The sequence below is a fragment of the Serratia sp. JKS000199 genome, assembly GCF_900215455.1.
GTDB lineage: Bacteria > Pseudomonadota > Gammaproteobacteria > Enterobacterales > Enterobacteriaceae > Serratia > Serratia ureilytica.
Genome location: NZ_LT907843.1, coordinates 3,577,174 through 3,590,035, shown reverse-complemented (window position 1 = coordinate 3,590,035; position 12,862 = coordinate 3,577,174). Strand labels below are relative to the sequence as shown.

8 protein-coding genes are annotated in these 12,862 nt (G+C 62.9%); 6 read left to right on the top strand and 2 right to left on the bottom strand.

Going from position 1 to position 12,862, the window contains the following annotated elements; translation table 11 throughout:
- Positions 1-123: 123 nt before the first annotated feature.
- Together sfsA and thpR are read right to left on the bottom strand one after the other, a co-directional pair.
- On the bottom strand, positions 124-831 hold the full coding sequence (gene sfsA, locus CPH57_RS17110) for a DNA/RNA nuclease SfsA (protein ID WP_004937572.1): 708 nt from the start codon (positions 829-831) through the stop codon (positions 124-126).
- Positions 828-1,370, bottom strand: a complete 543-nt coding sequence (gene thpR / locus CPH57_RS17105) for an RNA 2',3'-cyclic phosphodiesterase (protein WP_042785353.1) — start codon at positions 1,368-1,370, stop codon at positions 828-830. The genes sfsA and thpR overlap by 4 nt, the downstream gene beginning before the upstream one ends.
- Before the next feature lie 190 nt (positions 1,371-1,560).
- On the opposite strand from thpR, the gene hrpB reads away from it, so the two are divergent.
- The 6 genes from hrpB to fhuB all read left to right on the top strand — a co-directional run bounded on the left by hrpB (position 1,561) and on the right by fhuB (position 12,798).
- The gene (hrpB, locus tag CPH57_RS17100; RefSeq protein WP_172428012.1) at positions 1,561-3,999 is read left to right on the top strand and encodes an ATP-dependent helicase HrpB; all 2,439 of its coding nucleotides are present in this window, start codon (positions 1,561-1,563) and stop codon (positions 3,997-3,999) included.
- A gap of 118 nt (positions 4,000-4,117) precedes the next feature.
- Complete coding sequence (mrcB, locus tag CPH57_RS17095) at positions 4,118-6,610, top strand: bifunctional glycosyl transferase/transpeptidase (protein ID WP_033644705.1); 2,493 nt, start codon at positions 4,118-4,120, stop codon at positions 6,608-6,610.
- A gap of 251 nt (positions 6,611-6,861) precedes the next feature.
- Entirely contained in the window at positions 6,862-9,060 is a 2,199-nt protein-coding gene (fhuA, locus tag CPH57_RS17090; RefSeq protein ID WP_096242590.1) for a ferrichrome porin FhuA, read from the top strand.
- A gap of 47 nt (positions 9,061-9,107) precedes the next feature.
- Positions 9,108-9,905 (top strand): Fe3+-hydroxamate ABC transporter ATP-binding protein FhuC, encoded by a 798-nt coding sequence (fhuC, locus tag CPH57_RS17085; RefSeq protein WP_033644707.1) that lies wholly within the window; start codon positions 9,108-9,110, stop codon positions 9,903-9,905.
- The gene (fhuD, locus tag CPH57_RS17080; protein ID WP_033644708.1) at positions 9,905-10,813 is read left to right on the top strand and encodes a Fe(3+)-hydroxamate ABC transporter substrate-binding protein FhuD; all 909 of its coding nucleotides are present in this window, start codon (positions 9,905-9,907) and stop codon (positions 10,811-10,813) included. The genes fhuC and fhuD overlap by 1 nt, the downstream gene beginning before the upstream one ends.
- Positions 10,810-12,798 (top strand): Fe(3+)-hydroxamate ABC transporter permease FhuB, encoded by a 1,989-nt coding sequence (fhuB, locus tag CPH57_RS17075; protein WP_046687784.1) that lies wholly within the window; start codon positions 10,810-10,812, stop codon positions 12,796-12,798. Before fhuD ends, fhuB begins: the two co-directional genes overlap by 4 nt.
- The last annotated feature ends 64 nt before the right edge of the window (positions 12,799-12,862 follow it).

The window sequence follows — 12,862 nt, the reverse complement described above, 5'->3', positions numbered from 1 at the left end:
CTATAAATAACAGAAGGAAGGTAGGTTGGCAATTATTCCTGTCGCCCGCTTGACAATCGTGTGAAGGAAGGCGTATTTGGCGATCGTGCTGGCCGGTTGTCTATTTATAGGGACCCGGCTGCGCTAATCGATAAAAAACGGCAGCTTATCGCAGAGATAAATACCGTCAGGTGATAATTTTGCCCCATAGCAAACCACTTCCACTCCCAACTGCCGGACCTGTGCCAACAGCGCCGCATAGCGCTCATCTATATGATGTGCCGGTGCGACCTGCTCAATACCGCTGTGTAACACGGCAAAGAACAATACCGCCCGTTGCCCGCTTTCAACCACGCTGAGCAACTCACGCAGGTGCTTTTGCCCTCTGAGCGTTACCGCATCAGGAAAGTAACCACGTTGTTGTTGCAGTAATGTGACTGACTTAACTTCAATATAGCAGTTAACCCGATTTTCTGCCTGTAATAACAAATCGATACGGCTGTTTTCACCGCCGTATTTCACTTCGCCGCTAATTTTACTGTAACCGGATAATTCATTGATTAAATTGTGTTCGATCGCCTCGCGCACCAGCGCGTTGGCGCGCAGGGTGTTGACGCAGATCCAGTGCCCCTGTTGGGTATGGGTCAGCTCCCAGCTGTGGGCGTATTTGCGTTTGGGGTTGTCCGAGGTGGAGTACCACACGGTGTCGCCGGGCGTGGCGCAGCCGGTCATGGCGCCGGTATTGGCGCAGTGCAGCGTAAAGGTTTCCCCTTCCGGGGTGATCACGTCAGCCAGAAAGCGTTTGTAACGTTTGATCAGCGTGGCGGAGCGCAGCGGTGGAGAAAAAATCATGGGGATGCCTGCTTGGCCAGCGGCCACTGTTCAAGGTGTTGGTAACGGGTGCGGCCGTTTTCGAACACCGATTCATACAAGGAAAAGGCGTCGGCGCTGAACGCCCAGCCCGGCGTCGCCGGCGGGATCGCCACCGGCTGGGTAGCGGCGCGCAGCAGCGTGATGTGCGGATGGAACGGCAGCGCGCTTTGATGGCAACCGCTGCGTGCGGCCTGCGAACGCAGCAGCTCGGCCAGCTGCAGCAATCCGCGCGGCGCGCGGCGGGTACCGAGCCAGACCACGCCGGGCCGCGGCCAATGGCCGAGATCGTCGAGCCGCATGCTGAAGCCGGGTTGAGCGATACGGCCGGCCAACTTACGCAGCGCCAGTTCTTTCTGTGCGCTGACTTCACCGAGAAACGCCAGCGTCAGGTGCAAATTGGCCGCCGCCACTGGCCGACCGGCCTCCGGTGCAAACGCCTCGGCGCGCCAGCGGACCACCTGCTGTTGCAGGGCGTCAGGCAAGGACAGGGCGAAAAACAGGCGGCGCGAATTGGACATAAGGGCTCGGCAAATGCATGACAATACGGTCGGGAACAGCGGTAAACGTTACTGGCAGCGGCCCCGCGAGGGGCGCGGCGCACGAATGAGCTCCGTACTATAGCTAACGCGGCAACAGTTTGAAAGGTTACGGGGATAAAGCTAATGCTACACTGTACGCCGTTTAACGCTAACCACTACGGAGAATTCAGTGTCTTCATTGCCCGTCAGCGCAGTGCTCGATGAGTTGCTGGCTGCGCTGCAGTCTGCCCCGCAGGTGCTGTTGCACGCCCCGACCGGTGCCGGTAAATCCACCTGGCTGCCGCTGCAGCTCCTGGCGAAGGCCGGGTTGCCGGGGCGCATTATCATGCTGGAGCCGCGGCGGCTGGCGGCGAAGAACGTCGCCTATCGCCTGGCGCAGCAACTGGGGGAGGAGCCCGGCCAGACCGTGGGCTACCGCATGCGCGCCGAAAGCAAAAGCGGGCCGCAGACCCGGCTGGAAGTGGTGACGGAAGGCATTCTCACCCGCATGTTGCAGCAGGATGCCGAGCTGCAGGGCGTGTCGTTGGTGATCCTCGACGAATTCCACGAACGCAGCCTGCAGGCCGATTTGGCGCTGGCGCTGCTGCTCGACGTGCAGCAAGGGCTGCGCGACGATCTGAAACTGCTGATCATGTCGGCCACGCTGGATAACGCCCGTATGACGCAGCTGCTGCCGCAGGCGCCGGTGGTGGTGTCCGAGGGGCGCAGTTTCCCGGTTGAACGCCTGTATCAGCCGTTGGCCAGCCATCAGCGGCTGGAGGATGGCGTAGCGGCGGCGGTGAAGCGCATGCTGGCCGAACAGCCGGGGTCTTTGCTGCTGTTCCTGCCGGGCGTAGCGGAGATCAACCGGGTGCTGGAACGTTTGACCGGCGAAGTGGCGAGTGATACCGATCTTTGCCCGCTGTATGGCGCTCTGCCTCTGGCGCAACAGCAAAAAGCGATTCAGCCGGCGGCGCCGGGCCGCCGCAAAGTGGTGTTGGCGACCAACATCGCCGAGACCAGCCTGACGATCGAGGGCATTCGGCTGGTGGTGGACAGCGGCCTGGAGCGCGTAGCGCGTTACGACGTGCGCAACGGTTTGACGAGGCTGGCGACGCAGCGCATCAGTCAGGCCTCGATGGTGCAGCGCGCCGGGCGTGCCGGGCGTCTGGAACCGGGCATTTGCTGGCATCTGTTCGCCAAAGAGCAGGCGGAGCGCGCGGTGGAACATGCTGAGCCGGAAATTTTACAGAGCGATCTCACCGGCTTCTGGCTCGAGCTGCTGCAGTGGGGGTGCCATGATCCGGCGCAGCTGACCTGGCTTGACGCGCCTCCGGCAGCGGCATTGGCGGCGGCCAGGGCGTTGTTGCACCGGCTGGGGGCCACGGATGACGGCGACAAACTCACCGCGCCGGGGCGCCAAATGGCCGCTCAGGGATGTGAACCGCGGCTGGCGGCGATGCTGGTCGCCGGCGCGGCGCTGAGCGCCGACGGCCTGGCGACGGCCGCGTTGCTGGCGGCATTGCTGGAAGAACCGCCGCGCGGCGGGCAGATGGATATCGGTTATTGGCTGAGCCGCTCGCAGCCGAACTGGCGGCAGCGCGCCGCACAGTTGGCCAAACGTCTGCCGCAACGTGCGGGGCAAGTTGACGCCGATTTGGCGCCGCGGCTGTTGGCGCTGGCATTTACCGATCGCATCGCCCAGCGTCGCGGTCAGGATGGCCGCTACCTGCTGGCCAACGGCCTGGGCGCGGCGATGAACCAGGACGAGGCGCTGTCGCGCGCGCCCTGGTTGATTGTCCCCAACCTGTTGCAGGGCCACAACAGCCCCGATGCGCGTATTTTGTTGGCGTTGCCGGTCGATATCGAGGCGTTGGCGGCGCAGCTGCCGGCGATGGTTATGCAGCGCACGGCGGTGGAGTGGGATGAAGAGAAGGGGACGCTGCGCGCCTGGAAACGCCAGCAGATCGGCCGTCTGACGCTGCGCGCGCAGCCGCTGGCCAAGCCGGCGGACGAAGAGCTGCAGCAGGCGCTGCTCGACTGGGTGCGCGCGCAGGGGCTGGCGGTGCTCAACTGGGAGGGCGCAGCTGAACAACTGCGGGTGCGCCTGCAGTGCGCGCAAGTCTGGCTGCCGGAGGCGGAGTGGCCGGCGATGGATGAAGAGCCGCTGCTGGCGGCGCTGGAGCAGTGGCTGCTGCCGTCGCTGAACGGCGTGCGCGATCTGCGCGGATTGAAGCAGGTCAACCTCGCCGAGGCGTTGTCCCGGCTGTTGGACTGGCAGCAAAAACAGCGGCTGGATAATGCATTACCCACTCATTACACTGTGCCGACCGGCAGCCGCCTGCCGATCCGTTATGAGGCCGGCAAACCGCCGGCGCTGGCGGTGCGTTTGCAGGAAATGTTCGGCGAGCAGCGCAGCCCGATGTTGGCGGAGGGTCGCATCCCGGTAGTGCTTGAGTTACTCTCACCGGCGCACCGGCCGTTGCAAATCACCGGCGATCTGGCGGCCTTCTGGCAAGGCGCCTATCGCGAGGTGCAAAAAGAGATGAAGGGCCGCTACCCGAAACACGTTTGGCCGGACGATCCGGCCACGGCGGCCCCGACGCGCCGAACGAAGAAATATCAGTAGGCCGCGATCGTTTAAGGTTTGGAATTCAGATGTTTCTTCTGTTCAGCGCCACGGCGTCGGCACAGATTAAACGACTCATTATGGCCGGCAGTGTCGGCAAGCTCGGAGAACAACAGCCATGGCTGGGGATGACCGCGAGCCCATCGGGCGCAAAGGAAAACAACCAAAAAGCACCGCGTCGCGCAAGCCGCCGCGCCGTCGCCGAGACGACGATTATGACGATTACGAAGAAGACGAGTATGACGATGACGAGTATGAAGAGGAGGAGGAACGCATGCCGCGTAAGGTGAAAGCGACTCCGCCGCGTAAAAAACGCCGCTGGCTCGGCCTGTTTATCAAACTGATCCTGGTGCTCGCCGTCCTGTTGGCGATCTATGGCGTCTACCTGGACTCGCAGATCCGCAGCCGCATCGACGGCAAAGTCTGGCAGCTGCCGGCGGCGGTGTACGGCCGCATGGTCAACCTGGAACCGGGCATGCCGTACAGCAAGAAGGAGATGGTTAACCTGCTGGAAGGCATGCAGTACCGCCAGGTCAGCCGCATGACGCGTCCGGGCGAGTTTACCGTGCAGGCCAACAGCATCGAGATGCTGCGCCGCCCGTTCGACTTCCCGGATGGTAAAGAAGGGCAGATCCGCGCCCGCCTCGATTTCCAGAATAACCGCCTGGCGAAGATCGAAAACCTGGACAGCGGCCGCAGCTTCGGCTTCTTCCGCCTCGATCCGCGTCTGATCACCATGCTGCAGTCGCCGAACGGCGAACAGCGGCTGTTCGTGCCGCGCTCCGGTTTCCCGGATCTGTTGGTGGATACGTTGATCGCCACGGAAGACCGCCACTTCTATGAGCATGACGGCATCAGCCCGTACTCCATCGGCCGCGCGGTGCTGGCCAACCTGACCGCCGGCCGCGCGGTGCAGGGCGGCAGCACCCTGACGCAGCAGTTGGTGAAGAACCTGTTCCTGACCAACGAACGTTCGCTGTGGCGTAAGGCCAACGAAGCCTATATGGCGCTGTTGGTGGATTACCGTTACAGCAAAGACCGCATCCTGGAGCTGTATCTGAACGAGGTATACCTCGGCCAGAGCGGCAGCGACCAGATCCGCGGCTTCCCGCTGGCCAGCCTGTATTACTTCGGCCGCCCGGTGGATGAGCTGAGCCTCGATCAGCAGGCGTTGCTGGTCGGCATGGTCAAGGGCGCGTCGCTGTATAACCCGTGGCGTAACCCGAAACTGGCGTTGGAACGCCGCAATCTGGTTCTCAAACTGCTGCAGAACCAGGGCGTGATCGACGGCGAGCTGTATGACATGCTGAGCGCGCGTCCGCTGGGCGTGCAGCCGAAAGGCGGCGTCATTACGCCGCAGCCAGCGTTTATGCAGATGGTGCGTCAGGAACTGCAGACCAAGCTGGGCGATAAGGTGAATGACCTGTCCGGCGTGAAGATCTTCACCACGCTGGATCCGGTGTCGCAAGACGCGGCGGAAAAAGCGGTCGAAGACGGCATCCCGGCGCTGCGCGCTGCGCGTCACCTGCAGGATCTGGAAGCGGCGATGGTGATCGTCGATCGCTTCAGCGGTGAAGTGCGCGCCATGGTCGGCGGCGCCAACCCGCAGTTCGCCGGTTTCAACCGCGCCATGCAGGCGCGACGCCTGGTCGGCTCGCTGGCCAAACCGCCAACGTACCTGACCGCGCTGTCCGAGCCGGACAAATACCGCCTCAACACCTGGCTGGCGGATGCGCCGCTGTCGCTGAAACAGCCGAACGGCGCCGTCTGGCAGCCGAACAACTACGATCGCAAATTCCGCGGTCAGGTGATGCTGGTGGATGCGTTGGCCAACTCGCTGAACGTGCCGACGGTGAATCTCGGCCTGTCGGTCGGGCTGGATCAGATCAGCGCTACGCTGCAACGCCTGGGTATCCCGAAAGCGGAGATCAACCCGGTGCCTTCGATGCTGCTGGGGGCGATTGGCCTGACGCCGATGGAAGTCGCTCAGGAGTACCAGACCATCGCCAGCGGCGGTAACCGTGCGCCGCTGTCGGCGGTGCGTTCGGTGATCGCCGAAGACGGCACGGTGCTGTACCAGAGCTTCCCTCAGGCGGAACGCATGGTGCCGGCGCAGGCCGCTTACCTGACGTTGTACGCGATGCAGCAGGGCGTGGCGCGCGGGACTTCCCGCTCGCTGTCGGTGAAGTTCCCGAACTATAACCTGGCGGCGAAAACCGGTACCACCAACGATCTGCGCGACAGCTGGTTCGCCGGCATCGACGGCAAGGAAGTGGCGATCGCCTGGGTGGGGCGCGACAACAACGGCCCGGCCAAGCTGACCGGCGCCAACGGTGCGTTGACCCTCTATCGTCGCTATCTGGAAAACCAGACGCCGCTGCCGCTGATGCTGCAGCCGCCGGAAGGCATTAACCAGATGAGTATCGACTCTGCCGGCAACTTCATTTGCGGCGGCGGCAGCTGGCGCACCATCCCGGTCTGGACCGACAATCCGCAGGGATTGTGCCAGGCCAGCCAGGCGGCGGTGCAGCAACAGCAGCAACCGGCGGCGGGTGAGCAAAAAGATGGCGATGGCGTCGCCGGCTGGATCAAGGATATGTTCGGCCAGTAATCGCTACCGGGGCGTCGGCCCCGGTGAAAATTTTTTCTTTGTTATTAAGCCCGTAACCTTGGTTGCGGGCTTTTTTGTTTTTCCGCTCGTTTTATTTCCCTGTTAACCGCATGGCTAAGCGCCTAATCCTTAACCTATTTGCCCTATGAATTCGGCTTGCAGTTTAATTTGGCTTCTGCATAAAATGCGACGCTTATAATAATTATTATCGTTTACATTCGTCATTTAATAATTCATCAGAGAAATCAACTATGCCGACCAAGCGTCTTTCATCATCCGCGGCCAAGCAGGGCCGTACCCCCGTCAGCGCGTTAGCGATCACCGTCGCTGCGGCGTTGGGTACGCTGGCGATGCCGGCTTTTTCCGCCGACGCCAAGCCGGCCGCCAAGGAAGACACGATTACCGTTGTGGGCAGCAGCAACACCGCCCAGCAGGAAAGCGCCTGGGGGCCGGTCGGCACCTATGTCGCCAAGCGCAGCGCCACCGGCACCAAAACCGATACGCCGATCGAGAAGAACCCGCAGTCCGTTTCCGTGGTAACGCGTGAAGAGATGGACATGCGCCAGCCGGATACGGTGAAAGGCGCGCTGGCCTATGCGCCGGGCGTATTCGCCAGCCGCGGCAGCTCCACGACCTATGACGCGGTGGCGATCCGCGGCTTCCCGGCCACCAACACCACTCAGTATCTGGATGGCCTGCGGCTGCTGGGCGATAACTACAGCGAAGCGTCCATCGATCCTTATTTCCTCGAGCGCGCCGAGCTGCTGCGCGGCCCGGTCTCGGTGCTGTACGGCAAAAGCAACCCCGGCGGCCTGGTCGCCCTGGTCAGCAAGCGGCCAACCACCGAGCCGCTGCGCGAAATCCAGTTCAAGATGGGCACCGATAACCTGTTCCAAACCGGTTTCGATTTCAGCGACGCGCTGGACGATCAGGGCATCTACTCCTATCGCCTGACCGGCCTGGCGAAAGACAGCGATGCGCAGCAAAACATGAGCAAAGAGAAGCGCTATGCGATCGCGCCGTCCTTTAGCTGGCGCCCGGATGACAAAACCAACTTCACGCTGCTGGCCAACATTCAAAACGATCCTTATACCGGTTATTACGGCTGGTTGCCGAAGCAGGGCACGCTGATCCCGTTGCCGAACGGCGGTAAGCTGCCGACCGATTTCAACGAAGGCGAAGCCAGCAACTATACCTCCCGCAAACAGCGGATGATCGGGTACAGCTTCGAACACGCCTTCAACGATACCTGGGCGGTGCGCCAGAACCTGCGCTATCTGCAGCTGGACACCGACATGAAGAGTATTTATGGCAGTGGCGTTTCTGCTGCGACGCCGACGACGATTAACCGCGCCTATGTTCAGTCGAAAGAGCACCTGAACAATTTCTCGGTGGATACTCAGGCGCAGGCGAAGGTGAAAACCGGCGATATCGACCACACGCTGTTGTTCGGCGTGGACTACATGCGCATGCGTAACGATATCAATGCCGCATTTGGCACAGCGGACGGGCTGAGCATGACCCATCCGCAATACGGGAATGACGCGGTCAACATCAACTTCCCCTACCATTATCTGAACCGTCAGGAGCAAACCGGCCTGTATGTGCAGGAGCAAGGGGAGTGGAATCAGTGGCTGTTGACGCTGGGCGGGCGCTATGACTGGGCGAAGACCTCCGCTTACAACCGTGATGCGAGTTCGACGAGCCAGCAGACCGACCGGCAGTTCACCTGGCGCGGCGGCCTGAACTATCTGTTCGACAACGGCGTGACGCCGTATTTCAGCTACAGCGAGTCGTTTGAGCCGAATTTGGGCACGACGCAAGGGGGCAGTACGTTCAAACCTTCGATCGGCAAGCAGTATGAAGCCGGCGTGAAATACGTGCCGAAGGATCGCCCAATCGTGCTGACCGGCGCCCTGTATCAGCTGACCAAGAACAACAACCTGACACCGGATCCTGATAACGCGCAGTTCAGCGTGCAGAGTGGCGAGATCCGTTCGCGCGGCGTGGAGCTGGAAGCCAAGGCGGCGTTGAATGCCAACGTCAACCTGATCGCCTCCTATACCTACACCGATGCGAAGTACACCAAGGACAACACCTATCAGGGCAAACCGACCGTCGAAGTGCCGAAACACATGGCGTCGCTGTGGGCGGATTATACCTTCCACGAAACAGCGGTGAGCGGTTTGACGCTGGGTTCCGGCGTGCGTTACGTTGGCTCCAGCTCGAGCTTCAACAGCGATAACACCACCTTCAAGGTGCCGGACTACACGCTGGTGGACGCCACCATTAAATACGATCTGGCGCGCTTTGGCCTGCCGGGCTCGTCCGTGGGCGTCAACATCAACAACCTGTTCGACAAGACTTACGTATCGAGCTGCTACCGCGACTACGCCTGCTACTGGGGCGCAGAACGCCAGGTGGTCGCCACCGCAACCTTCCGTTTCTAACCGGATAGCCGGGGCGGCGGCGCGTCGCCCCGGAAAAAGCAGGATCTATGCAGGACAAACTTCTTAATCCCGGCGCGACGTTCGCACTGGATAACGCCAGCTTCGCCGTTCCCGGCCGGGTGCTGTTGCAACCGCTGTCGCTCCGTTTTCCTCAGGGCAAAGTCTGCGGCCTGATCGGCCATAACGGTTCCGGTAAATCCACCCTGTTGAAACTGCTCGGGCGGCACCATGCGCCCAGCGGCGGTCAGGTCTTGCTCAATCGGCAGCCGTTGGCGCAGTGGGACAGCAAATCCTTCGCCCGCCAGGTGGCCTACCTGCCGCAGCAGTTGCCGGCGGCGGAAGGCATGACGGTGCGCGAGCTGGTGGCCGTCGGCCGCTATCCGTGGCATGGCGCGCTGGGGCGTTTTGGCGCCAACGATCGCCAACAGGTGGAAGAGGCCATCGCGCTGGTGGGGCTGAAGCCGTTCGCCCACCGCCTGGTGGACAGCCTTTCCGGCGGCGAGCGCCAACGCGCCTGGCTGGCGATGATGGTGGCGCAGGATAGCCGCTGCCTGTTGCTCGACGAGCCGACGTCGGCGCTGGACATCGCGCACCAGGTCGAGGTGCTGGCGCTGATCCAGCGCCTGAGCCGCGAACGCGATCTCACGGTGATCGCCGTACTGCACGACATCAATATGGCGGCGCGCTACTGCGACCATTTGGTTGCGCTGCGCGGCGGTGAAATGATCGCTCAGGGCGGCCCGCTGGAACTGATGCAGGGGCCGGTGCTGGAGCAAATTTACGGTATTCCTATGGGCACGTTGCCGCACCCGAGCGGCGGCGCGCCGGTGAGTTTTGTCTACTGATGTCCTCTGCATTCACTTCTTCTCACGATCCGCTGCGCCGCCGCCTGTTGATGGCGCTGGCGCTGTCGCCCCTGTTGGGATCGTTGCCCGGGCGAGCGGCGGATGCGCCGCCGGATATCGCGCGCGTTGCGGCGCTGGAATGGCTGCCGATCGAGCTGCTGTTGGCATTGGGCGTGACGCCGCTGGCGGTGGCCGATGTCCATAACTACAACCTGTGGGTGGCGGAACCGAAGCTGCCGGCGACGGTCGTCGACGTCGGGCAGCGTACCGAACCGAATCTCGAACTGCTGCAGCAGCTCCAGCCTTCGCTGGTGTTGCTGTCGCAAGGCTATGGCCCGACGCCGCGAAAAATCCAACCCATCGCGCCAACCATGAGCTTCGGCTTCAACGACGGCAGCGGCAAACCGCTGACCGTCGCCCGCCAGTCGCTGCTGGCGCTGGGGCAACGATTAGGCATAGAAAGCCGGGCGATAAACCACCTGGCGCAGTTCGACAGCTTTATGCAGGATGCGCGTCAGCGCCTGCAAAGCTACACCCGGCAACCGTTGCTGCTGTTTTCCCTGATCGACACCCGCCATGCGTTGATCATCGGCCAGAAAAGCCTGTTCCAGGAAGCGATGGACCAACTGGGCATCCGCAATGCCTGGCAGGAGCCAACCGACTTTTGGGGCACGGCGGTGGTGGGGATTGAACGGTTGGCCACGGTGCGTAACGCCCGAGTCATTTATCTCGATCACGGCAATCAGGCGATGATGGACAAGGTCAGCGCGACGCCGCTGTGGCAGTCATTGCCCTTCGTGCGGCAAAACCAGCTGCGGCAGGTGCCGGCGGTGTGGTTCTACGGTGCCACGCTGTCGACGATGCGGTTTTGCCGCCTGTTGGCGCAGGCTCAGGAGAGTGCGGCATGAATGCGGGCATTCGGAAATTGCCGCTGACGCTGATCCTGCTGTTGCTGGCGGCGGCAGGCGGTTTGACGATATACAACCTGACGCAGCAACTGCCGCCGGCGCAATGGGCGCGGGCGCTGAGCGCGCCGGACATCGACGACGTGCGGCAAATGCTGTTCCATTACAGCCTGCTGCCGCGGTTGACGGTGTCGCTGTTGGCCGGGGCCGGTCTGGGATTGGTCGGCGTATTGTTCCAGCAGGTGTTGCGCAATCCGTTGGCGGAACCGTCGACGCTCGGCGTGGCCGCCGGCGCGCAGCTCGGCCTGACCATCGCCACGCTGTGGGTGCTGCCGGGGGGCGAGTTCACTCGTCAGCTGGCCGCTATGGTGGGGGCGATCGCGGTGGGCGGGCTGGTGTTCGGCGTCGCCTGGGGCAAGCGGATGTCGCCGGTGACGCTGATTCTGGCCGGGCTGGTGCTGGGGCTTTACTGCGGCGCAGTCAACAGTCTGTTGGCGCTGTTTAATTACGATCAGCTGCAGGGCATGTTCCTGTGGGGCACTGGCGCGTTGAACCAACAGGACTGGAGCGCGGTGCAGTTTATCCTGCCGCGTTTGCTGGTGGCCGGTGCGCTGGCGGCGCTATTGCTGCGCCCGCTGACGCTGCTGGGGCTGGACGACGGCGTGGCGCGCAACCTGGGGTTGGGGCTGTCGATGGCGCGCTTCTGCGCCCTGGGGCTGGCCATCATTTTCAGCGCCATGTTGGTGAGCGCGGTGGGCGTTATCGGCTTTATCGGCCTGTTTGCGCCGCTGATGGCGAAGATGCTGGGCGCTCGCCGCCTGGCGCATCGCATGATGTTGGCGCCGTTGCTGGGGGCGTTGCTGCTGTGGCTGACCGATCAGGTGATGATTGGGGTGGCGCAGGTGTGGCGTGAGATCCCGACCGGGGCGGCCACCGCGCTGTTCGGCGCGCCGCTGCTGCTGTGGTTGCTGCCGCGTTTGCGCAGCGCCGCCACGCCGCCACCGATGAACCTTGGCGACAAGGTGCCTGCCGAGCGCGGGAATCTGCCTGGCTGGGCAGCGCTGGCCGGCGTCGTGCTGTTGATCGGCCTGACGTTGGCGCTGATGCTGGGCAAAAACGCCGGCGGCTGGCACTGGAGCCTGGGCGAGGAGCTGGACGCCTTGCTGCCGTGGCGCTGGCCGCGGGTGCTGTCGGCGTTGGCGGCGGGCATGATGCTGGCGGTCGCCGGCACGCTGATCCAGAAGCTGACCGGCAACCCGATGGCCAGCCCGGAAGTGTTGGGCATCAGCTCCGGCGCCGCTTTTGGCGTCGTGATGATGCTGTTTATGGTGCCGGGCGACGCCTTCGTTTGGCTGCTGCCCGCCGGCAGTCTGGGGGCGGCCGTTACGCTGCTGATCATCATGATTGCCGCCGGCCGCGGCGGTTTCTCTACCGAACGCATGTTGCTCGCCGGCATCGCGCTCAGCACCGCCTTTACCACCGTCATCTTCCTGCTGCTGGCCAGCGGCGATCCGCGTATGGGGGGCTTGCTGACCTGGCTCTCCGGTTCAACCTATTCGGTGGAGCCGGCGCAGGCGCTGCGCACCGCGCTGATCGCCGCCGGATTGATGATATTGGCGCCGCTGTGCCGCCGCTGGCTGACCATTCTGCCGCTCGGCGGCGCCACCGCCCGTTCGGTGGGGATTGCGTTGACGCCTGCGCGATTGACCATCCTGTTGTTGGCCGCCACGCTGACCGCCATGGCAACCCTGACCGTGGGGCCGCTGAGCTTTGTCGGGCTGATGGCGCCGCACATGGCGCGCATGTTGGGCTTCCGCCGCGCGCTGCCGCAAATGGTGATCGCCGCGCTGTTGGGCGGTTTGCTGATGGTATTTGCCGACTGGTGCGGGCGGATGCTGCTGTTTCCGTATCAGATCCCCGCGGGGTTACTGGCGACCTTTATCGGCGCGCCGTACTTCGTTTATCTGTTGCGTAAGCAGACGTCGTAAGCTTCACCCCTACTTTGCCTTCTTCGCCATCAAGGGTCCAGCGTTGCTGGGCCTTTTTTCAACG

Coding starts and splice junctions, on each gene's coding strand:
- sfsA (WP_004937572.1), bottom strand. CDS start 831: ATGATTTTTTCTCCACCGCTGCGCTCCGCCACGCTGATCAAACGTTAC.
- thpR (WP_042785353.1), bottom strand. CDS start 1,370: ATGTCCAATTCGCGCCGCCTGTTTTTCGCCCTGTCCTTGCCTGACGCC.
- mrcB (WP_033644705.1), top strand. CDS start 4,118: ATGGCTGGGGATGACCGCGAGCCCATCGGGCGCAAAGGAAAACAACCA.
- fhuA (WP_096242590.1), top strand. CDS start 6,862: ATGCCGACCAAGCGTCTTTCATCATCCGCGGCCAAGCAGGGCCGTACC.
- fhuC (WP_033644707.1), top strand. CDS start 9,108: ATGCAGGACAAACTTCTTAATCCCGGCGCGACGTTCGCACTGGATAAC.
- fhuD (WP_033644708.1), top strand. CDS start 9,905: ATGTCCTCTGCATTCACTTCTTCTCACGATCCGCTGCGCCGCCGCCTG.
- fhuB (WP_046687784.1), top strand. CDS start 10,810: ATGAATGCGGGCATTCGGAAATTGCCGCTGACGCTGATCCTGCTGTTG.